Raw genomic sequence first — 22,571 nt, 5'->3', positions numbered from 1 at the left:
GATAAACGAAGCCGCCTTGTGCTAAACTGATGATGGTATGCACCAAAATTTTTGTCAAGGAGGACACAAAAATGCTTTACACAGAAAAAGAGAAACATGAAATTGAGCGAGTAAAGGAAGTCTTTGCGGAACATCTGCGGCAAAGCCCCGATTTTGAACTGCTCTGGTCGGACAAGGTGGGCTATGTCTGGCTGACGATTGGCGTAAATCCGCTTTATGTGGATACCGGTATCAGGATAGAATCAGCCGCCGATCTCTGCGGCAGGTGTTTGGACGATGTTGCTACGGATGTTTTGTATATGACGGGCAACGATCATGCACTGGAAGCAGCCGACCCGCTGGAATTGGCCGAAATCAAGCGGCGCTGGGAGTCATATATCAACCAGCTGCCAGACTACGCGTATCTCTGCAAAGACCTGCTGAACGGAAAAATGTAATCTATCAAACGAGGTGTCAGGAGCCATACAATGCTTCTGGCACCTTTTTTGTAGATTTTTTGTGAATTTGATTAAAAAGTCCTTGACAATTTGTCTCTGGTAAAACGGCAAAGAGTATCCTGATTTCCTGCGGTGCGAGACTTGCTCCGTTTGATATTCAGGAAGTCAGAGATGTAACTGCCTATGACGAATTGCAGTTGGATACCCTCGGAGATAAGAAAACGGCGCTGTTCCTGATTATGTCGGATACGGATGCGACTTTTAATTTCTTGATTTCCATGATCTATACCCAGTTGTTCAATCTGCTCTGCGAAAAAGCAGATGATGTGTACGGTGGCAGACTGCCGGTTCATGTGCGCTGTCTGATCGACGAAGCGGCGAACATCGGACAGATTCCCAATCTGGAGAAGTTGGTTGCGACCATCCGAAGCCGTGAGATTTCGGCCTGTCTGGTGCTTCAGGCACAGTCACAGCTGAAAGCCATCTACAAGGACAACGCTGATACCATCATTGGCAACATGGACTCCCGTATTTTCCTCGGTGGTTCTGAGCCGACTACCCTGAAAGAGTTGAATCAGGCTCTGGGTAAAGAAACAATCGACACTTACAACACCTCCAACACCAGAGGTAACAGCCCGTCCTACGGCATGAATTATCAGAAGCTGGGCAAAGACCTTGCAACCGTGGATGAACTGGCGGTTTTGGATGGTGGTAAGTGCATCCTACAGCTGCGTGGTGCGAGACCGTTCAAATCCGACAAGTACGATCTGACACAGCACCCGAACTATAAGTACACCTCAGACTACGACAAGAAGAACGAGTTTAACATCGAACAGTTCCTCAGTCGCAGACTGAAATTAAAGGCAGGTGATGAATATGTAGTAGTCGATGCCGATTAACGAAGGAGGTTTGCATTTGGAAAATCTGAAAACTGTATCTGCCCTGGTCAAGAACATTCTGGAAACTGACCATAAGGCAAGAAATACCGACAATCATTTGTATCTGAAGGTGCTGGAACGCTATTCCGGTCTGCGTGGTATCGACATTCATGCCATGACGGTTCCTGTGTTTTTGAAGGAACTGGACAAGCACAGCTTTCCGGGTTTTGAGACTGTCCGCAGAAGCCGACAGAAGGTGCAGGCAACCTACCCTAATCTTGCCCCTACGGAGAGCGTAGGCAGGAAACGCAGTAAAAATGAAATGGTCTACAAGGATTTTGCTCTGAGTGAAGTGTAACTTCGGTCAGGGCTTTTCTTTTTGCCCAGAAAGGCGGTGGTGATAGATATGATTGTAATTGAATAGCTCTCATGTGTTCGCCCTCCGACCGGTTCGCCGGTATCACGGAGGGCTTTTTCTATTTCAAAAACAAATTCAAATTACAGGAGGAAAATATATGGAATTTTTCAATAGCGCAGTTGGTGTTCTTCAGACTCTGGTAGTGGCTCTGGGTGCAGGTCTCGGTATCTGGGGTGCAATCAATCTTCTGGAAGGCTACGGTAACGACAACCGTGCGACACGTTCGTAAGTGAAAAGCTTGCGCACAAAGTCGAAGGGCAATTGTAGCCCGAAACTTTGGAGAACTGATATTCCGATGGGTGAAATGAGGGGGTAACGTCCCGAAGCGCCACCCTAATACTCCGAATGGCGGGGAGCATGCAACGGCTCTCTCCAAAAGTTTATAGAGCTCGGTGAAGTCGGCAGAGAGCAACCGTAAGACTGGTTTTCAGACCAGACACGAAAGCTGTCCAGAGGTGGATGATGTTGCCTATATGCCGGGGGTCGGATATCCATGGTGAGAATGTATGAAAATACTGACGAAATTCCGAATGTACGAGTCTAAACGTTGATGCTGTCGAAAGGCAGTACACCTTTTATGGTGGTATCTGTGGGCGAGTAAAATTGGTTGTTATGAAAGTCCATGCATCGTTACAGGCGGTGCGGTTATGCATGACCAGATACAGGCTTAGAGGAAGAACCTAAAGATATCTAATGATAGGAATATCGGAACGTGGAAAGCTGGGAACACGGAGGCGGTTGCAAGCCAATGATGTGGTGGATGGGAATACCCTCGCGAGAGGGCAATAACCATTCTTTATTCCAGTGAGAGTAGTGGCACAGTACCTATGAAACCGTGAATAAGTAAGCGGTGGAGGGATAGCCACAAGTCGAATTCAGCAATAAAAATGAAAACACAACAAACACAGCTTCGAGTATGACAAAGAAAATCCAAACCGAAGGGAGAGGATGCCTGTGTTGACTTCGGGGCAGCAAGAAAGGAAAAGTAAACAGAGAAAAATCCGCAACTCAGAGTATTACGACATGGAGGGCACTTTTGACAGGCTGTATGCAGAAAGTAAGAAAAATAAAACCTTCAACCATCTGATGGAAATCATCGAGAGTGAAGAAAATATCAAGCTTGCATACAGGACGATAAAGAAGAATACAGGAAGTGATACTTCGGGAGTGGATAAAAGGACGATAGCCGACCTTGCAAAGTTAAGCGAGGAAGCTTACGTCCGTCTCATACGGAGACAATTCAGTAATTATCATCCACGACCCGTAAGGCGAGTGGAGATACCAAAGCCCAATGGAAAGACCAGACCTCTGGGAATTCCAACTATCGTTGATCGAATCGTACAGCAATGTATTTTACAGGTTATGGAGCCGATATGTGAAGCAAAATTCAGTGAGAACTCAAACGGGTTCCGCCCGAACCGTTCTGCTGAGACTGCTATTGCGCAATGCATGAGGCTGATACAGATACAGCATCTGTACCATGTGGTTGACCTCGATATTAAAGGATTCTTTGATAATATCAGCCATACAAAGCTGATGCGTCAGATATGGGCATTGGGAATCCGGGACAAAAAGCTGTTATGCATTATAAAAGAGATGCTGAAAGCACCTGTTGTTCTGCCAAATGGGGAGAAAACATATCCCACACGGGGTACCCCGCAAGGCGGTATTTTGTCGCCATTGCTTGCAAATATCGTATTGAATGAACTGGACTGGTGGATTGCTTCCCAATGGGAGCAGATGCCAACAAAGACAAAATTCAAAAAGAGGAGCAATGCGCAGGGAACAGAGATTAAGAGCCACGCTTACAGGGCTCTGCGTCGGAGCAGATTAAAAGAGATGCATGCAGTCCGGTACGCAGATGATTTTAAAATTTTCTGCGCATCACATGAGGATGCTGTCAGAGCATACAAGGCAACAGAGTTATGGCTAAAGGACAGGCTGGGGCTGGAAATCAGCCCTGACAAATCCAAAGTAGTTAATCTCAAAAGACAGTATTCTGATTTTCTCGGGTTCAAGCTGAAAGTCCGTAAAAAGGGTAAGAAGTATGTAGTTCGGTCTCATATGAGCGATAAAGCATACAAAAAGGCTCATGGAAAAGTCTCGGAAGAAGTAAAGAAACTGGCTCATTCGTCAGATGATAATGCTCAGTTCATGCAGCTTCAGAAATATAACGCTGTAGTTGCCGGACTTCATGAATACTATTGTATTTCCACAGAAGTATCCCATGATTTCAGCAGACTTGCCTTCAGTATCAACAAACAACTCAGAAACAGACTGAAAGGTGACTTATCCAAAAAGGGACAGCTCAGAAATGGGTTTATTAAAGAAAAGTATGGAGCAAGCAGACAGATGAGGTTCCTTCATGAACGTCCGGTGATTCCACTGGGATATGTCCAGCCGAAGAATGCCCAGCATAAAAGGAAATCCATCAATAAGTATACGGTCAAAGGTCGGGAACAGATTCATAAGAATCTTGCAATCGACACAGCGACAATGTTATGGCTGATGAGAAATCCTGTAAAGGGCAGAACCATTGAATATGCGGATAACCGTATCTCCTTGTATGCGGCACAGTATGGTAAATGTGCAGTGACGGGAATTCTGATGGATTCTCATGATATTCACTGCCACCATAAAGTGCCCGTAAACAATGGTGGTTCGGATGAATACACAAATCTTATTCTTGTCAGCAAAGAAGTTCATATCCTTATCCATGCTTCTTCAGAACCTACGATTGAGAAGTACCTGAAATCCTTAAATCTTGATGATAAACAAATAGAAAAGCTTAACAAACTTCGTACTATGGCAGAAATGCCACCTATTATTCTTTGAATTTAATGCTGTAACGAAGTGTGTAAGTTGTGTTTAAAACCCTGGACGGCTGAATTCGATGGAACGCCGTGTGCGGTGAAAGTCGCATGCACGGTGTGGAGCGGGGGAAAATCTGGAGATAACTTCAAAGGATTACCTATCGCTATCCGGCGCTAAGTCTCAGGGCATCAAGCAGCTCATGGCTGGCGGCGGTGTGGTGCTGATCGGCACGACCCTTATCCCCCTGCTCTCCGGTTTGTTCGGCTAATCCACGGCAAGCCCAGCTTAACCGAAGGGTGGTGAAATATTGGGCAGCATTTTAGAAAAGATCGAACAGGCTCTCAAGGATATGCTGATCGGATGGATCGAGAGCAACCTGACCAATATGTTCACCGATGTCAACGAGAAGGTAGGAACGATTGCCGCCGAAGTTGGGCAAACACCGTCCGGCTGGAACGGCGGCGTGTACCAGATGATCCGGGGACTATCCGAAAACGTGATAGTCCCCATCGCTGGTATCATCATCACCTTCGTTTTGTGCTACGAGCTGATTTCCATGATCACCGAGAAAAACAACCTTCACGACATGGACACTTGGATGTTCTTCAAGTGGTTTTTCAAGGCGGCTGTGGCGATCTACCTCGTGACACACACGTTTGACATCGTGATGGCAGTATTCGACATCGGGCAGAACGTGGTTTCCGGTGCAGCCGGAGTCATCCACGGCAACACCAGCATTGATATTGATTCGACGATTGCGCAGATGCGTACCGGCATGGAGAACATGGGTGTCGGAGAACTGCTCGGACTGTCGATAGAAACGCTTCTGATCAGCTTGTGCCTCAAAATCATGGCGATCCTCATTACGGTCATTCTCTACGGGCGCATGATTGAGATTTACTGCACCGTGAGCATTGCGCCTATTCCCATCGCAACCATGAGCAACCGCGAATGGGGCAGCATCGGAACGAACTATCTGAAAGGCTTGTTTGCTCTGGCATTTCAGGGCTTTCTCATCATGGTCTGCGTTGGCATCTATGCGGTGCTGATCAACGGCATGATTATCGCAGACAACATTCACTCGGCTCTGTTCTCTGTGGCAGCGTACACGGTTATTCTGTGCTTCTCGCTGTTCAAGACCGGAAGCCTCGCAAAATCCATTTTCCATGCGCACTAAGGAGGTCGGCAGCATGAAGAAGTACAGCATCATCTACGCCGATCCCCCTTGGGCGTATCGGACTTACTCCAAGAAGGGACAGGGGCGGTCGGCAGAAAGCCATTATCCGACGATGTGCATTGAAGACATCAAGGCACTTCCGGTTGGCGAACTGGCTGCGAAGGACTGCGCTCTGTTCCTCTGGATCACGTTCCCATGCCTCTGTGAAGCACTCGAAGTGCTGACGGCATGGGGCTTTTCTTATAAGACCGTGGCTTTTGTATGGGTGAAGCAAAACCGCAGGAACGATGACCTCTTCACCGGCATGGGGTATTGGACAAGGGCAAACGCGGAAATCTGCATCCTTGCCACGAAGGGACATCCGAAGCGTGTTGACGCCGGTGTGCGTCAGGTCATTCTCAGTCATATTGAAGAGCATTCCAAAAAGCCGGATGAAGCGCGGGAGCGCATTGTTCGGCTCATGGGAGACCTTCCCCGCGTAGAGCTTTTTGCCCGTCAGTCTCCCGAAGGCTGGGATGTTTGGGGCAACGAGGTCGAATGCACGGCTCATCTTCCAACGGAGGAAACACCATGCTGCGGCTAAAACCCATCTCTCTTCGTGACGCCAACGAGTATGTCCGGCAGCATCACCGGCATCACAAGCCTGTTGCCGGTCACAAGTTTTCCATCGGCTGTGAAGCAGACGGTGAACTGGTCGGTGTAATCATCGCTGGGCGTCCCGTCAGCCGGTATCTGGATGACGGCTTCACATTGGAGGTCACAAGGCTATGCACCAATGGCGCAAAGAACGCTTGCAGCTTTCTCTACGGCGCGGCGGCAAGAGCTACTGCGGCTATGGGCTATAAGCGCATCATCACCTACACGCTGGAAAGTGAAAACGGTGCAAGCCTTCGGGCTTCCGGCTGGATCTGTCAAGGCAAAGCGGGTGGACTTCGCTGGACGGGCAAGCGTCAACCGAAGGAGGATCAATATCCCGCACAAATGAAGCTGCGCTATGAAAAGCAGCTTAGAAAGGAGGAAACAGTCAATGGCATTTGTTCCGGTCCCGAAGGATCTTAACCGCGTCAAAACGAAGGTCATGTTCAACCTGACCAAGCGGCAGCTCATTTGCTTTTCCATCGCTGCGGCAGTCGGCGTTCCGATCTTCTTTCTGACGAAGGCACATCTCGACTTGTCTACGGCGGCAATGCTGATGGTGGTGATCATGCTCCCGTTCATCTTCTTCGCGCTTTACGAGAAGGACGGTCAGCCAGCCGAGAAGTATCTGTACCACATCGTACAGTCCATGTTCATCCGGGACAAGGTGCGTCCCTATCGCACGAACAATCTCTACGCTGAGATTCAGCAGAAAATCAAAGAACAGGAGGAATTGCAGCTTGAACAACAGCACAGCAAAGGCAAAGCCTAAGATGACCGTCAAAAACGGCGTCGTTTACGGCGATGCCCTTTCCGCTCAGGAAAAGAAGCGGATCGTCATGCAGAAGAAAAAGGACAGGAAGGCAAAGAAAGTCCGCAAGTCCGCCCAGCAGACCATTCCCTATGTGGAAATGTGCCGCGACGGTATCTGCAAGGTGAACAGCCGCCTCTACACGAAGTCCATCGCCTTTGAGGACATCAACTACCAGCTTGCGCAGAACGAGGACAAAACTGCCATCTTTGAGAACTGGTGCGACTTTCTGAACTACTTCGACAGCTCGATTTTCGTCCAGCTCTCCTTCATCAATCAGAAGGCAAGCCTCAATGAGTTCCGCAAGCGCATTAACATTCCGGCACAGGAGGACGCCTTCAACGACATCCGCTCCGAGTATTCCGGTATGCTGCAAAGCCAGCTCACCAAGGGCAACAACGGATTGGTCAAGAGGAAGTACATCACCTTCGGCATTGAGGCGGACTCCCTCCGCACGGCAAAGCCGAAGCTCGAACGCATTGAAACCGACATCCTCAACAACTTCAAAACTCTCGGCGTGAGAACCGAGCCGCTGTCCGGCTACGAACGGCTGAAAGTGCTTCATGATGTGTTCAATATTGACAGCAATGAGCCGTTCCGCTTTTCCTTCGATATGGTTGCTCGGACAGGACTTTCCAGCAAGGACTTCATCGCTCCCACTTCCTTTGACTTCCGTGAAGGCAAGTGCTTCAAGATGGGCAGAACCATCGGCGCGGTGAGCTTCCTGCAAATCCTCGCGCCGGAACTCAATGACCGTATGCTTGCCGACTTCCTTGAGATGGACAGCAACATCACGGTCAATTTTCATATCCGGACGATTGACCAGGCGAAGGCGATCAAGAGCATCAAGTCGAAGATCACCGACCTCGACAAGATGAAGATTGAAGAGCAGAAAAAGGCAGTCCGCTCCGGCTACGATATGGACATCATTCCGTCCGATCTCGCTACCTTCGGCGGTGAGGCAAAGCGTCTGTTGCAGGATCTCCAGACCCGCAATGAGAGACTGTTTCTTGTGACTATCCTCATCATGAATACGGCAACCAATCGCCAGAAGCTCGAAAACGCGGTATTCCAGACCGCCGCCATTGCTCAGAAGTACAACTGTGCGCTCAAGCGTCTTGACTTCCAGCAGGAGGAAGGGCTGATGTCCTCTCTGCCTATCGGCGTCAATCAGGTGGAAATCGAGCGCGGGCTGACCACTTCCAGCACAGCGGTTTTCGTGCCGTTCACCACGCAGGAGCTTTTTCAGGGCGGCGAAGCTCTCTACTACGGGCTGAATGCGCTGTCCAACAACATGATCATGGTGGACCGCAAGCAGCTCAAGAACCCCAACGGGCTGATCTTGGGTACGCCCGGTTCTGGCAAGTCCTTCTCCGCCAAGCGAGAAATGACGAACGCCTTCCTCATCACGGAGGATGACATCATCGTCTGCGACCCCGAAGCCGAGTATTTTCCCCTTGTGCAGAAGCTCGGCGGTCAGGTCATCCGCATCTCGCCGGTCAGCACGGATTACATCAATCCGCTGGACATCAACACGAACTACTCCGAAGAGGAAAACCCGCTGACGCTGAAATCTGACTTCATCCTCTCCATGTGTGAGCTGATTGTCGGCGGCAAGGACGGCTTGCAGCCGGTTGAGAAGACCATCATTGACCGCAGCGTCCGCATGGTCTATCAGGAGTTCCTTGCAGATCCCAAACCGGAGAAAATGCCGATCCTCGAAGACCTCTACAACATTCTGAGAAATCAGAAGGAACCGGAGGCACAGCGCATCGCAACTGCCCTTGAAATCTATGTTCACGGCTCTCTGAACGTCTTCAATCACAGAACGAATGTGGATGTCAACAATCGCTTCGTCTGCTATGACATCCGCGAACTCGGCAAGCAGCTCAAAAAGCTCGGTATGCTGATCGTGCAGGATCAGGTGTGGAACAGAGTCACCATCAACCGCGCCCAGCACAAGGCAACGCGCTACTACATGGACGAGTTCCACCTTTTGCTGAAAGAGGAACAGACCGCCGCGTACAGCGTGGAAATCTGGAAGCGTTTCAGAAAATGGGGCGGCATCCCGACCGGCATCACTCAGAACGTCAAGGATCTGCTTGCGTCCCGTGAGGTGGAGAACATCTTTGAAAACTCGGATTTTGTCTACCTTCTGAATCAGGCATCCGGCGACCGGCAGATTCTCTCGAAGGCACTGAACATCTCGCCCAGCCAGCAGAACTACATCACCAATTCCAATGCCGGTGAAGGGCTGATCTTCTACGGCTCCACCATCGTGCCTTTCAAGGACGATTTTCCCAAGAATACGCAGCTCTATCGCATCATGACCACCAAGCCCGAAGAAACCGTACAGAACTAAGGAGGATTTTGAATATGGATAAGAACTTTAACCTTGAGAACGCCAAGAGCATCATCGCAGAAGCCAGCGGTGTTCCCGTAAATACCACGTTTGGTAGCATCACCAAGCCGATTGACCTTCTGCTTGAGGTCATCGACATGAGCGCCGATCTCATTGCCCTCATCCACGAGGAAACCGAACTGAAAAAGCACCATCGCGCCTACCTCCACGTTCATGAGGAACTGGAGGACTGCGCCGACCAGATGGCAGAGCGTATGCAGGAGATTTTCGATGAGACCACTGACTGTGTGATCAAGCTGATGAAGGATGTCCACGAGACGTTCCGAGTCCGCAAGCAGGAAGCGGCTGAGGACGATGCCGATACCGTCACCATCGCCAAGGAAGACTACGAAACCATGATCGACGATCTGCTCACGATGTCCGAAATCATTCAGTGCGTCGCAGATATGCGCACGCAGGATGTGAAGGCAATCCGCGAGTTCGGCAAGTTCGTCCCCGCCTTTGCCGCCTTTGAGAAGAACCGCCTGAGCCTCTATCGTGAGGCGGCGAAGGAAGCCGAGGAAATCTTCGACCGTTGGGCGGACGAGATTGACGATCTCGATGAGGACTACGAGCCGGACGAGTTCTTCTCTGACTGAGCCGTCCGGCTCTCAAAGGAAGGAGCTGATACCCATAGAGCTTGACATCATTCATACCGGCGATTGCCTTGAAATCCTGAAAACGCTGCCCGATGACAGCGTTCATTGCTGTGTGACGTCCCCTCCGTATTACGCGCTCCGCGATTACGGCATGGAGGCTCAGATCGGCAGAGAGACAACGCCGAAGGAATATATCTCGCGCCTGACGGAAGTGTTTACCGAAGTCAGGCGCGTTTTGCGTCCGGATGGAACGCTCTGGCTGAACATCTCGGACACCTACGCCGGAAAAGGCAATCAGGGAGATTTCATTGACCCGAAGAACCCATACGGCAGAAACGGTCAGGCTGTGGCTCTCAACAACAAGGTTGAGGGCTGCAAGCCGAAGGACATGATCGGTATTCCGTGGATGCTTGCTTTTGCCCTCCGCGATACCGGCTGGTATCTGCGCAACGACATCATCTGGATGAAGGATAACCCCATGCCGGAGAGCGTCAAAGACCGATGCGCCCGCTGCTATGAGCATATTTTCCTGTTCTCAAAGTCCAAGAAGTATTTCTTTGACTACAAAGCGATTTCAGAGCCGATTGCCCCTGCAACGGCAGAACGCCTCAAGCGCGGCATGAAGGGCGGCAACAAATACGGCAAACCCGTTCCCGGTCAGCCTCAGCCGCAGTCCATCAACCGCCCCCGTGAGCATGGCGAGATCAAGGACGCAGACATCAATCCGCTCCGCAATAAGCGCGATGTCTGGAAGATCAACACCGTCCCCTTCAAGGGCGGTCATTATGCCGCCTACCCTCCGAAGCTGGTTGAAACCTGTCTTCTCGCCGGTTGTCCCGAAGGCGGCATTGTGCTTGACCCCTTTATGGGGAGCGGCACAACCGGCATGGTTGCCGCGCAGATGGGGTGTCATTTCGTCGGCATCGAGCTGAACCCTGAATACACCGAGCTTGCCTACAAGCGGATTGGAGGTGAAATCTGATGTCCAAGGAACCGGAACTCAAAGCCCGCGACAAGGTAGTCGTGCGGATGACGCGGGAGGGCGCGGTCGAGGAAAACCTGACGGCTGGCACCGAACAGCGTGTGTCAAAGAGGCTGGAAGATGCGGAGCTGGTGAAGCCCGGTGAGACAGTCGAGCCTTCCGAAGCTCTTTCTGCGGAGGAACAGAAAAAGGTGCAGATGCGCCATCAGCAGCGTCAGTTTCAGGCGGAACACGCCGAGGATAATGACACACAGCCGCTCTCGGAAACGCCCGTCACAGAAGAGAGAAGGGCAGAAAATCCACCCCAGAATGTACCCGAACCGCTGCCTTCGGAAACGCCGTTCAAGCCTCCTGTTTTGGAGCAGCACGGTGTTTCTTCTCATACCGGCACGGTGATTGCCGAAACGGTTGTCACCCACAAGCTGCGCAAGACCTCTGCGGTTGAAGCCGTTGATGCAGATGCCGTTCTCACTCAAGCGGCGGAGACTGCCTCTGCAAAGCCGCTCTCGGACGATGCAGTCCCGCCCACGAAGCGGATGCAGAAGCTCGAAAGGAAGTCTGAGAAGGCACATGAGCGTCTGGATGCTGCCCGTGAAAAGCTGCCCACGCACAAGGTTCTCAAGAAAGAGCGCGTTTTTGATGAAGAGACCGGCAAGGGCAAAACCCGCCTTCATTTTGAGGATGAGCTGAAAAAGCCAAAGGGCAAAGGCAAGCTGCAATTTGAGGCAGATAAAACCGTCCGCAAGGTCGGTGACACCCTCGCTTCCGGCATTCACGGCAAAATCCATGAGGTCGAACAGGAAAACACGGCGGTTGAGGCGGCGCATAAAACGGAGATCGCCGCTGAGACTGCCGCTCGGCATTTCAGTCATCATCGGGAAAGCAGCGTCAACAAGCCCTACGAGAAGGTCTCCAAGCTGGAACATAAGGCGGATGCTGCGGATGCAAAGCTCCAATATGAGAGAAATCAGCAGGAGCATCCTGAGATGAAGAAGCAGAACATGAACAAGCACTACCAGAAGCAGAACATCAAGAAGGAATATGCCGCCGCTCGAAATGCCGGTTCTCAGACTGCCGGGACTGCCACAAAGAATACCGGCAAGAAGCTCGGTGAGAAGGCGTCCGACAAGATCAAGGAGTTTTTTGAGAAAAACAAGAAGGTCTTCATCTGGATCGGCGTCGGAATTGCCCTTCTCGTTTTGCTCGGTGCCGGAATCAGCTCGTGTTCGATGCTTACTTCTACCGGCTCGACGGTAATCGCTTCCTCTTATCTTAGTGAGGATGACGCGATGCTTGGCGCGGAGGCGCAGTATTGCCGGATGGAGCAAGAGCTGCAAAGCTATCTGGATAACTATGAAGGCACTCATGACTATGACGAATATCACTTCGATCTGGATGATATTGAGCATGACCCCTATGTGCTGATCTCCATTCTCTCGGCTCTCCATGAGGGTGAGTTCACGCTGGATGAGGTGCAGGGTACGCTCCAAATGCTGTTTGAAAAGCAGTATATCCTCACAGAAGAGGTCATCGTCGAAACCAGATACCGCACGGAGACCGACACATGGACGGATGCAGACGGCAATACGCACACGGAAACCTACCGCGTCCCGTATGACTACTACATCTGCAATGTGAAGCTCGAAAACTTCAATCTCTCCCACGTCCCGGTCTACATCATGTCTCAGGAACAGCTCACCATGTACGCGACGTATATGTCGGTGCTGGGCAACCGCGAGGATCTGTTCGGTGATTCTCCCTATGTGGACAAGTACATTACAAATCCTCCCGCCGACTACGATGTCAACCCGGAATACCTGAACGACGAGAAGTTTGCGACACTGATCACCGAGGCGGAAAAGTATCTCGGCTATCCGTATGTGTGGGGCGGCTCCAATCCCGACACGTCCTTCGACTGCTCCGGCTTCGTCAGCTACGTTCTCACGAACAGCGGACTTGTGAACACCGGACGGCTGGGCGCACAGGGGCTTTACAACGTCTGTACGCCGGTTTCAAAGGCGAATGCACAGCCCGGTGATCTCATCTTCTTTGTCGGGACGTATGACACCCCCGGCGTGTCCCACGTCGGCATTTATGTCGGTGATGGAGTCATGATCCACTGCGGCGACCCCATTCAGTACACATCCATCAACTCTTCCTACTGGCAGCAGCATTTCTACGCCTTCGGAAGACCCGCCTATTAACAGAAAGGAGTTTTGCATGAATCCCAAGTATCAGAAAGTCCTCTCCGACATTGAGAAGGCTGAAAAGAAGAAGTCCGAAATCGAAGGTCAGCTCAAGGAGCTGTACGACAAGAAGACAGAACTGGAAAACCTTGAAATCATCAATACCGTGCGCTCTATGGTGATGGACAAGGGTCAGATCATGGCGTTCCTGTCTTCCATGAAGGGCGGCACCAAGCCCGCTGAAAATACGGAGGTAATCGACAATGCGTAAGAAGTTTCGTTTTCTGACCGTCCTTGCGGTCTGCGTCATGGTGCTGTCCTGCTTCTCGGTGACTGCGTTTGCCTACGCCGATGATACCGAGCAGAACCTTCCCGTTACGGAGGCAACTCAGCCCGAACAGCAGCCCGCAGTCACTCCCACGCCGGAAAAGCCGAAGGGTGAGCCGATTGATGATGAGGGCAACGCCTACACCCGCGACTTGCTCTATGACAAGGCAACCAACAAACAGTTCATCACTGTCCAGACGAAGAGCGGCAACACCTTCTTCATTGTCATCGACTACGATGCGCCGATCAATGAGGATGAGGAACAGTATCAGACATACTTCCTCAACATGGTCGATGAAAGCGATTTGCTTGCGCTGCTGGATGATGATACTGCGGCGGCTCTGACCACCTGTAACTGCAAGGAGAAATGCGCTGCCGGTCAGGTCAACACCGACTGCCCGGTCTGCAAGACCAACATGAGCGAATGCACCGGCACAGCCCCCGTTACACCTGAGCCGGATAAGGATGCGGAAACCGATACCCCCGCCCCTAAACCCGAAAAGAAATCCAATGTCGGTATGGTTCTTATCGTCTTCGTCCTTGTTGGAGCTGCGGGCGCGGCGTATTACTACATCAAGTTCGTCAAGGGCAGAAAGCCCAAGGACGAGGATCTGGACTTCTTCGACGATGAAGGCTACGAGGAAGAGCCGTACATTAACGAGGATGATGCGCCGCAGATTGCGGAGGATGCTGAAACGGATGGTGATGAAGATTGATCTTAGTCATTGCTGAAAAGCCCAGCGTTGCCCAGTTCATCGCAAAGGTGCTGGGCGCGACATCCCGCAAGGACGGCTACATGGAGGGCGGCAATTACATCGTTTCGTGGTGCTTCGGTCATCTGGTGGAGCTGGCAGACGCCAGCTCCTACGATGAGCGGTATGCCAAGTGGCGGTATGACGATCTGCCCATTGTCCCGGAAAGCTGGATGTTCGAGGTCACAAAGGACAAAGCCCAGCAGTTCAAGGTGCTGTCCTCTCTTATGAAGGACAAGCGCGTCACCGAGCTGGTCTGCGCAACCGATGCAGGACGCGAGGGTGAGCTGATCTTCCGGCTGGTCTACAACAAAGCCGGATGCACCAAGCCCTTCAAGCGTCTGTGGATCAGCTCATTGGAGGACTCCGCCATCCGCGAAGGCTTCAACCATCTCCGGGACGGCAAGGAATATGACCGTCTCTATGAAGCGGCACTCAGCCGCTCGAAGGCGGACTGGATTGTCGGTATCAACGGCACCCGCCTGTTCACCACGCTCTATCACAAGAAGCTGGTGGTCGGGCGCGTCCAGACGCCGACCCTTGCAATGCTGGTGGAGCGTGACGGGAAAATCTCCACGTTCCAGAAGGAAAAGTATTTCAACGTCCACGTCGGCAAGGGCGATCTGACCGCCGATCTGGAAAAGGTCAAAACCGAAGAGGAAGCAAAAAGAATTGCGGCGGCTTGCGAGAAAAAGCAAGCCGTCGTTTCTTCTCTCAAGCGGGAAACGAAAACCGTCAATCCTCCGAAGCTCTATGATCTGACCACCTTGCAGCGCGAGGCAAACCGATATTACGGCTTCACTGCCCAGCAGACGCTTGATCTCGTTCAGACGCTCTACGAAAAGAAGCTCCTGACCTATCCGCGCACGGACAGCCAGTTCATCACGGATGATATGGAGGACACCGCCCGTCAGGTCATTTCTATCGTCTGCCGCCAACTTCCGCTCTTCTCTGGCGTTTCGATTACGCCGGACATTGCCCGCGTAACCGACAACAGCAAGGTCACGGATCACCATGCCATTCTCCCGACCGTCCAGCTTGAAAAGCAGGAGGTTTCCGCGCTTCCGCAATCGGAGCAGAAAATCCTCAATCTTGTCGGGATGCGCCTTCTGTGTTCGACCGGCGAGAAGCACACCTACGCAGAAACGCAGATCACGCTCTCATGCGAGGGTTATGCGTTCAAAGCCAAGGGCAAGACCGTCGTTCAAAACGGATGGAAAGCCATTGAAGAACTGTTCAAGGCTTCCCTCAAGACGAAGAAAAAGGACGATCCCATGAAGTCCCTGCCCGAAGTCCATGAGGGCGATATGCTGGAAGGTGTGTCTGCCGGTGTCACCGAACACTTTACAACGCCTCCGAAGCAGTACACGGAAGACACGCTCCTGTCTGCAATGGAGACTGCCGGAAACGATCAGTTCGACGATGACACCGAGAAGAAAGGTCTCGGCACTCCCGCGACCCGTGCCGGTATCATTGAAAAGCTGGTGAAATCCGGCTTTGCAGAGCGTAAAGGCAAATCCCTCATTCCCACGAAGGACGGCTGCAACCTTGTCTGTGTTCTGCCGGAACAGATCACATCTCCCGCAATGACGGCGGAATGGGAAAACACGCTCATGGAGATTGAGCGCGGCAATGCGGATGCGGACGCCTTCCTCAGCGGTATTGTTCGGATGACCGGGGATCTTGTAAAAGCCTACCCGTTTCTCTCCGACGCCGAAGCCCAGCGTTTCGGCACGGGCAAAGAGGAAATCGGAAAATGTCCCCGCTGCGGCTCTCCTGTCTACGTCGGCAAGGGCAATTTCTACTGCTCGAACAAGGAATGCTCCTTCTGCCTGTGGGAAGACAACAAGTTCTTTTCCAGCAAGAAAAAGAAGCTGACCAAGAAGATTGCAAAGGAGCTGCTGGACAAGGGCTGGTGCCGAGTGACTGGGCTTTACACGCCGAAGAAGCCTCAGCTCTACGACGCAGTGATCCGTCTGGATGACAGCGGCGGCAAATACGTCAGCTTCAAGGTGGAGTTCGACCGATGAGCCGCCCGAAGTATATTGCCTCTTGCAGCGGAGGCAAAGACAGCGTAGCGACGCTCCTGCTGGCGGCACAGCACAATGAGCCGCTGGACGAGGCGGTTTTCAGCGAGGTCATGTTCGACAAGGATACAAGCGGCGAAGTCCCAGAACATCGGGACTTCATCTATGACCGGCTCAAGCCCTTCTGTGAAAAGGAGCTGGGCATCAAGTTCGCCATTCTCCATGCAGACAAGACCTACGATGATGTGTTCCATCACGTCATCACCCGCGGACCGCACAAGGGCGAGGTTCGCGGCTTTGCATGGGCTGGTATGTGTGCAGTCAATCGTGACTGCAAAATCCCGCCAGTCCGCAAGTACAATGCCGCACTCTCGCCGGACACTGTGAGCTATGTCGGCATCGCGGAGGATGAGCCAAAACGCCTTGCTCGTCTGGATGGAATAACGAAGGTCAGTCTGCTTGCCAAATACGGTATGACCGAGGCGGACGCCTACAAGCTCTGTCAGGAACACGGGCTGCTTTCTCCGATTTACGGTCACTGCCGGAGAAACGGCTGCTGGTTCTGTCCCAACGCAAGCGACTCGGAGCTGCTGCACATGGTCACAAAGCACCCGGATATGTTTGATCGGCTGATTGAATGGGAGAACGAGGATAACATCTTCCATCGTCGGATGACGCGCAGAGAAACCCCGTCTGAGGTAAAGGCTCGTTTACTGAGCAAATCCCAGACGGGGTTTTCTTCGCACAAAAGCAAATAAGAAATGGAGGTTTGAGATGGCTGAAAACAAAAATGCACAGCAAGTCCGCGAAATCACGGACAAGCTGGAACAGGGCATCAAGGAGCTTTTTGAATCCGAGCGGTTCAAGGAATATCTCCGCACGATGTCCAAGTTCTACAACTATTCCTTCAACAACACGCTGCTCATTGCGATGCAGAAGCCGGAGGCAACCTATGTTGCCGGTTATACCTCGTGGCAGCGCAACTTTGACCGTCAGGTCATGAAGGGCGAAAAGGGCATCAAGATTCTTGCACCCGCGCCGTACAAGGCGCAGGAAGAGCGTGAGAAGATTGACCCTTTGACGCAGAAGCCGGTGATCGGCGCAGATGGGAAGGCTGTCACGGAAACGGTTGAGGTCCTGCGTCCTGCCTTCAAGGTGGTAAGTGTCTTTGATGTTTCCCAGACGGACGGCAAGGAGCTTCCGGACATTATCGTCGATGAGCTGAAAGGCACCGTCGAGAACTACGAGGCGTTCTTCGATGCGCTTAAGCAGGAATCTCCCGTCCCCGTTTCCTTTGAGGATATTCCGGGCGGTGCAAAGGGATTCTTCTCTCCGGTTGAAAGCCGCATCGCCATTCAGGAGGGCATGAGTGAAATCCAGACGGTCAAAACCGCCATTCACGAGATTGCTCATGCCAAGCTCCACGCCGTCAAGCCGGATGAGAAAGCCGCTCCCGAAGACAAGAAGGATCGGCATACCAAGGAGGTTGAGGCAGAAAGCGTAGCCTACACTGTCTGTCAGCGGTACGGCATTGAAACCTCGGACTACTCCTTCGGGTACATCGCCGGGTAATACCGATATCGGTATTAACCGGCTAATTCCGATGTTTTATTTATTCCGATATTTTCAGTTTTCAGTTGGTTATCTGGCATTTCTGGAAGAAAAGTATCGGAATATTTTTCTTGCTCCGATATACTCCTTTTGAAGGAGGTATTAAAAATGAATGACATAAATTTCCTTTCCGCACAAGTTCTCAAGGAACTGGAAAAATTCAATTATTCTGCAGCACGCACACTCAATTTCCAACAGGCATTTCGGAACATCCGTAAATGGTTCAACAAAAACGCTAACGGCGTTTACAGCGATGAATCTTTGGGGGAATATGTTGATTCCCTCAAGAAACTCTTGGCTGAAGGTCATGATAAGGGTTGGATCAATACAAAAATGAGGTGCGCAGAACAGCTAAAAAGCTATTACCACACAGGAGATATAAATCTCAACTATGACAGATGCCGTCGTAAAGGCACCTATATCCCAAGCGAACAGGCATTAAAAACGATTGATAAGATACTTAAGGATGCGCAGCTGGGCGAACGTACTAAAAATACACGGTCAACCTACCTGCGTAAATTTTTCTGTTTTATTGAGGGGCAGGGTCTGGATGAAAAACAGATTACCCCTGAAACTATCGCGGCATTTATTGAAAAATCCCATAAGGAAACACCGTCTTCCATGAACTGGGTATGCTGTTCCCTGAAAATGGTCATGCGGCATCTGGTGGAAGAAGGGATTTTCCCATATGAAATAGATTTAAAATTCCTCACACCGAAAAGCCCCGGCCACAGGTTCCTGCCCTGTTATTCTGAAGGAGAGATAAAACAGATACTGGAATCCGTTGACCGTGAAACCCCTGTCGGTAAGCGTAACTATGCGATGCTCCTGCTGGGGATCAGCACTGGGATTCGGGCAAGGGACATCGAAGGCCTGAGGCTTGCCGACATTGACTGGCGCAAACAGGAAATTTCCATTATCCAGTCAAAGACGCGGCATGGCATCCTGCTCCCGGTAAGCGGACAATGCTGCAATGCGCTGGCTGATTATATACTCCATGGACGTCCAGAAAGCAGCTCGGAATATGTGTTCCTAAGAAGCCGTGCGCCCTTTACACGATTTTTAGGGACAGTCCCTGGGCTGAACACGATCATTGACCGGCAAAGCGCCATTGCGGGAGTCGAAAAGAAAAACGGGAGGGCGTTCCACAGCCTGCGCAGGACTTTTGGCACATGGCTGGCCAGCGAGGAAGTGCCATTGCCTATGATTTCCCAGTTGATGGGGCATACGGACATGGAATCCGGGAAACCATACCTGTCTTTCCAGGATACAGCGGTATCCATGTGCGCTATGGGATTTGAAGATATCCCTGTCATGGGAGGTGTTTACTATGGTTAAAAATCTGGAGCAGTATTTTAATGATTACCGGCAGCTGCGGGTATCGCTTGGATATGCGCAGCACCCACATTACCCGGTGCGGGAATTTATAGGATATCTGCTGGAAAAATACCCGGAATCAGACATCGTTACAAAAGAGATGTTCGATTCATGGCTGAACCAGCGGGCGTTCCATTCACGTGCAGGCCATGCGGACGCCATTACCCGGATACGCATGTTCCTCCGTTATCTCCGTTCTGTTTCCGGGAAAGATGTTTTTATCCCTGGGGATGATTATTCTGTCAGCAGGGTAAAACCTTATCCCTATATATACACAGATGACGAGCTGAAACAGCTGTTCAAGGCGATTGACGGTTTTCCGCCGGATTCCCATTCTCCCATGCGGGAATACATTGTCCCTGTCTTATTCAGGATGATGTACTGCTGCGGAATGCGTCCACAGGAACCGGCTTCTATAAAGAAAGAGGATTTTGATCTGGATACAGGCGAAATATTCATCCGCCAGTCAAAAAGGCAGAGAGACCGGCGAATTGTTATTTCAGACGATCTTTTAAGCCTGTGCCGGAAGTATGCCGGGGCTGTCCATACGGAAATATATTTTCTGGAACGGCTTCCGGGTGAAAAACTTAATACCTGCTGGGTTGACCGTCAGTTTAACCTTGCATGGGGCTTAAGCGGCCTGGAGAAAAGGGGCGCAAACCCACGCCCATATGATTTCCGCCATAACTTTTCCACAAGGACGATCATAAGATGGCTGGATGAGGGCAGGGATGTCCATGCGCTGATGCCTTTCCTGAGCGCATACCTCGGACATGCCACTCTGGATTCCACTTTGTATTATATCCATTTTGTCCCGGAGAACCTGCTTAAGAGCAGAGGGATTGACTGGTCACGCTTTCAATCGTTATATCAGGAGGTGCCGCAATGAAAAAGATCAAAGATGCCAGGCTGTTTGAAACAATGAAAACTTTCCTGACGGAATACCTTCCCAATGTCAGGGCTTTAAGCCCCAATACAGTGCAGGCATACAAAGATGCGCTGAACCTTTACCTTCTGTTCATAAAAGAAGACGGCAATAAGGAACTGTCCCAGATCCTTTCGGCCGATTTCACGGCGGAGAACCTCCTCAAGTTCCTGCAATGGCTTGAAACTGAAAGAAAGTGTGCGGTTTCCACACGCAACCTGCGCCTGACTGCGCTGCGGGTATTCTGCAGATATCTTTTTAACAATGCATCCGATTTTGACACATATTCAAAAATCAGTGAGATAAAGCCAGCCAAAACAGTGGATAAAGTGTTATGTGAAGTGTTAACGACAGAACAGGTAAAAATCCTTTTATCCATACCTGACGTTACAACTGATTTTGGACTCCGTGACTATTTTTATATGGCCCTGCTTTATGACACCGGGTGCAGGAATGACGAACTCCTCAGCCTGAGCCGCGGGGATTTTGTGACCCATAAAGATGGGAGCGGTGAAATAAAGGTGATTGGGAAAGGCCGTAAGTTCCGCATCACCCCGGTATCAAAAGAAGTAACTGCTAATTACCGGCAATATATACTGAGGTTCCATGCAGGGCGTGACGTCAATACCCCGCTCTTTTACATAAAACACAGGGCAGCCATAACACAGATGTCCCCGGACAACGCAGCAAGGATACTGAATAAATACGAAAAAATATATAAAACACAAAACCCGGAAATCCCACATTTACACCCGCATCTGTTCCGCCATACAAGAGCAATGCATTTATATCAGGCAGGGATGCCGTTAGCCCTGATTGGAGAATGGCTTGGACATTCCCATTTGGAAACCACCCTGATCTATGCTTATGCGGATACAGGAATGAAACGGAACGCAGTTGAAAAGATAACAGACGCAAACAATATGGTGTTTTCCGATGAGGAATTCATCTACAAAAATGACGAGGAGGCAATACGTAAACTATATGGATTGGAATAAAGCAACAAAAACACAAAATAATTATTCCGACATTTATGATTATCAAAGGCATAATAGGGGCGCTTTTAGCGCCTCTATCGGAATAAATAAAACATCGGAATTAGCCGGTTGGTCATCCGGCAAGGAAACCAAGGAACTGAAAAGCTCTCTGGACACCATCCGGAAGACGGCGGCTGAGATGATCGAGGGCATTGACGCCAAGCTCAAGGTGCTGCTGGCAGAGAAAGCACAGTCCGCAGAGATGGAAGTCGAAGCTCCCGTAAAGGAAGCTGTTCCGGAGGAAAAGCCGGAAGTCCCCATTTACCGCGAGACGGCGAATTATGCCTATGAAGCTGGTGAGCTGGATTCATATCGTGCTTCTCTCGCTGCAAACGTGGAATGCCGCCGTGCGATTGAAGCGGCGATCAGCACCAACTACGGAGATAACCGGCTGGATGCGGATGCTGCCGTGAAAAGTGTCCTTGAGCTGTTCTCTCCGGAGCGCGTCCGGTATGTCCTCGCAAACACCATCCAGCAGAAAGACTTTGACGGACGCATTCCGCAGCCCCTCAAGGAGTGGGCGAAGAGCGTTGAGGTCTGTCCGGAGAACGCCTCCCGTTTCCTTGTGGATAAACCCAATCCCGGACTGACGGCACTTTTCGTGGATGCGTTCCGTCAGCAGACCGAACCCCAGAAGGAAGCTGTTTCTGAGAAAACGGAGGAAAGAGCCCCGGAGGTCGTTGCATGGGAGAACGATGAGATTACCTCGATTGAGGTAAAAACCGTAGAGGTCAATTCTCCCATTGCCCCCATGCCGGAGGAAGCAGCGCAAGCACCGAAAGCGCACCGTCTGACTGCCGAAGAGAAGGAAATCAAAGCCGCCATCATGGACACGCTCAAGGGGCAGATTGCCTATAACAATGACGGAATGCGGGCGTCCTATCGCTCTTCCAATCATTCCTTCAATCTGCTGGCGCGGAACGGCGTCAGGATCGAGGGCAACACGGTCACGCAGAACGGTGAGCCGCTGTTCAAAATCCATCGCCGTCATGCGGCGCGGAAAATGCAGGGCTGCTATCGTGAGCTGATGCCGACGCTGGAATACATCAAGCAGGAGCAGACGCAGGAAAAGCCCTCCATCCGCGATCAGCTCAGGACTGCCGCAAAACAGCAGCCAGAGAAGAAATCTCCGGTCAAATCCAAAACGCACGACATGGAGTTGTGAGAAAGGAGAAG

The 22,571-nt window shown here is 51.1% G+C and carries 19 protein-coding genes and 4 pseudogenes; all 23 read left to right on the top strand.

The window, feature by feature from the left end:
* Positions 1 to 71: 71 nt before the first annotated feature.
* The 23 genes and pseudogenes from BQ5375_RS04760 to BQ5375_RS04650 all read left to right on the top strand — a co-directional run bounded on the left by BQ5375_RS04760 (position 72) and on the right by BQ5375_RS04650 (position 22,560).
* Entirely contained in the window at positions 72 to 437 is a 366-nt protein-coding gene (locus BQ5375_RS04760) for a hypothetical protein (RefSeq protein WP_007860222.1), read from the top strand.
* A gap of 86 nt (positions 438 to 523) precedes the next feature.
* A pseudogene (locus BQ5375_RS04755) lies at positions 524 to 1,336 on the top strand (VirD4-like conjugal transfer protein, CD1115 family); the annotation flags it as partial.
* Between the two features lie 16 nt (positions 1,337 to 1,352).
* A complete protein-coding gene (locus BQ5375_RS04750) occupies positions 1,353 to 1,673 on the top strand; it encodes a hypothetical protein (RefSeq protein ID WP_076917515.1) in 321 nt (106 codons plus the stop codon).
* A 157-nt stretch (positions 1,674 to 1,830) separates the two neighbouring features.
* Positions 1,831 to 1,959, top strand: a pseudogene (locus tag BQ5375_RS04745) (Maff2 family mobile element protein); the annotation flags it as partial.
* A gap of 722 nt (positions 1,960 to 2,681) precedes the next feature.
* Positions 2,682 to 4,568 carry a group II intron reverse transcriptase/maturase gene (gene ltrA / locus BQ5375_RS04740; RefSeq protein ID WP_076917513.1) on the top strand — a complete coding sequence of 629 codons (1,887 nt, stop codon included), beginning with the start codon at positions 2,682 to 2,684 and terminating at the stop codon, positions 4,566 to 4,568.
* 148 nt (positions 4,569 to 4,716) lie between these two features.
* Positions 4,717 to 4,815: pseudogene (locus tag BQ5375_RS04735) on the top strand (Maff2 family mobile element protein); the annotation flags it as partial.
* Positions 4,816 to 4,854: 39 nt separating this feature from the next.
* On the top strand, positions 4,855 to 5,724 hold the full coding sequence (locus BQ5375_RS04730) for a VirB6/TrbL-like conjugal transfer protein, CD1112 family (RefSeq protein WP_007046101.1): 870 nt from the start codon (positions 4,855 to 4,857) through the stop codon (positions 5,722 to 5,724).
* 13 nt (positions 5,725 to 5,737) lie between these two features.
* Positions 5,738 to 6,307 (top strand): MT-A70 family methyltransferase, encoded by a 570-nt coding sequence (locus BQ5375_RS04725; RefSeq protein WP_008816178.1) that lies wholly within the window; start codon positions 5,738 to 5,740, stop codon positions 6,305 to 6,307.
* Positions 6,295 to 6,783, top strand: a complete 489-nt coding sequence (locus BQ5375_RS04720) for an XF1762 family protein (RefSeq protein WP_076917512.1) — start codon at positions 6,295 to 6,297, stop codon at positions 6,781 to 6,783. The genes BQ5375_RS04725 and BQ5375_RS04720 overlap by 13 nt, the downstream gene beginning before the upstream one ends.
* Positions 6,752 to 7,132, top strand: a complete 381-nt coding sequence (locus BQ5375_RS04715; protein ID WP_076917511.1) for a PrgI family protein — start codon at positions 6,752 to 6,754, stop codon at positions 7,130 to 7,132. Before BQ5375_RS04720 ends, BQ5375_RS04715 begins: the two co-directional genes overlap by 32 nt.
* Position 7,133: 1 nt before the next feature.
* Positions 7,134 to 9,533: a VirB4-like conjugal transfer ATPase, CD1110 family gene (locus tag BQ5375_RS04710; protein ID WP_076917588.1), complete on the top strand. Its 2,400-nt coding sequence runs from the start codon at positions 7,134 to 7,136 to the stop codon at positions 9,531 to 9,533.
* A 14-nt stretch (positions 9,534 to 9,547) separates the two neighbouring features.
* Positions 9,548 to 10,171, top strand: a complete 624-nt coding sequence (locus BQ5375_RS04705; protein ID WP_076917510.1) for a nitrogen fixation protein — start codon at positions 9,548 to 9,550, stop codon at positions 10,169 to 10,171.
* A gap of 28 nt (positions 10,172 to 10,199) precedes the next feature.
* Positions 10,200 to 11,153: a DNA-methyltransferase gene (locus BQ5375_RS04700; RefSeq protein ID WP_076917587.1), complete on the top strand. Its 954-nt coding sequence runs from the start codon at positions 10,200 to 10,202 to the stop codon at positions 11,151 to 11,153.
* Complete coding sequence (locus BQ5375_RS04695; protein ID WP_076917509.1) at positions 11,153 to 13,357, top strand: C40 family peptidase; 2,205 nt, start codon at positions 11,153 to 11,155, stop codon at positions 13,355 to 13,357. Before BQ5375_RS04700 ends, BQ5375_RS04695 begins: the two co-directional genes overlap by 1 nt.
* A 16-nt stretch (positions 13,358 to 13,373) precedes the next feature.
* A complete protein-coding gene (locus tag BQ5375_RS04690) occupies positions 13,374 to 13,610 on the top strand; it encodes a DUF4315 family protein (protein ID WP_076917508.1) in 237 nt (78 codons plus the stop codon).
* On the top strand, positions 13,603 to 14,382 hold the full coding sequence (locus BQ5375_RS04685) for a DUF4366 domain-containing protein (RefSeq protein WP_076917507.1): 780 nt from the start codon (positions 13,603 to 13,605) through the stop codon (positions 14,380 to 14,382). The genes BQ5375_RS04690 and BQ5375_RS04685 overlap by 8 nt, the downstream gene beginning before the upstream one ends.
* Positions 14,379 to 16,448 (top strand): DNA topoisomerase 3, encoded by a 2,070-nt coding sequence (locus BQ5375_RS04680; protein WP_076917506.1) that lies wholly within the window; start codon positions 14,379 to 14,381, stop codon positions 16,446 to 16,448. The genes BQ5375_RS04685 and BQ5375_RS04680 overlap by 4 nt, the downstream gene beginning before the upstream one ends.
* The gene (locus tag BQ5375_RS04675; RefSeq protein WP_076917505.1) at positions 16,445 to 17,203 is read left to right on the top strand and encodes an adenine nucleotide alpha hydrolase family protein; all 759 of its coding nucleotides are present in this window, start codon (positions 16,445 to 16,447) and stop codon (positions 17,201 to 17,203) included. The genes BQ5375_RS04680 and BQ5375_RS04675 overlap by 4 nt, the downstream gene beginning before the upstream one ends.
* 16 nt (positions 17,204 to 17,219) lie before the next feature.
* Positions 17,220 to 18,014, top strand: a pseudogene (locus BQ5375_RS04670) (ArdC-like ssDNA-binding domain-containing protein); the annotation flags it as partial.
* 150 nt (positions 18,015 to 18,164) lie between these two features.
* Positions 18,165 to 19,394 carry a tyrosine-type recombinase/integrase gene (locus BQ5375_RS04665; protein WP_076917504.1) on the top strand — a complete coding sequence of 410 codons (1,230 nt, stop codon included), beginning with the start codon at positions 18,165 to 18,167 and terminating at the stop codon, positions 19,392 to 19,394.
* The gene (locus BQ5375_RS04660; protein ID WP_076917503.1) at positions 19,387 to 20,322 is read left to right on the top strand and encodes a tyrosine-type recombinase/integrase; all 936 of its coding nucleotides are present in this window, start codon (positions 19,387 to 19,389) and stop codon (positions 20,320 to 20,322) included. The genes BQ5375_RS04665 and BQ5375_RS04660 overlap by 8 nt, the downstream gene beginning before the upstream one ends.
* Entirely contained in the window at positions 20,319 to 21,356 is a 1,038-nt protein-coding gene (locus tag BQ5375_RS04655) for a tyrosine-type recombinase/integrase (protein ID WP_076917502.1), read from the top strand. The genes BQ5375_RS04660 and BQ5375_RS04655 overlap by 4 nt, the downstream gene beginning before the upstream one ends.
* Positions 21,343 to 22,560, top strand: a complete 1,218-nt coding sequence (locus BQ5375_RS04650) for a DUF3849 domain-containing protein (RefSeq protein WP_235849979.1) — start codon at positions 21,343 to 21,345, stop codon at positions 22,558 to 22,560. The genes BQ5375_RS04655 and BQ5375_RS04650 overlap by 14 nt, the downstream gene beginning before the upstream one ends.
* Positions 22,561 to 22,571 lie beyond the last annotated feature (11 nt).

The organism is Negativibacillus massiliensis (genome assembly GCF_900148495.1).
GTDB classification, from domain to species: domain Bacteria; phylum Bacillota; class Clostridia; order Oscillospirales; family Ruminococcaceae; genus Negativibacillus; species Negativibacillus massiliensis.
The sequence above is the reverse complement of the archived record's forward strand: the minus strand, read 5'-3'. Positions and strand labels throughout refer to the sequence as shown.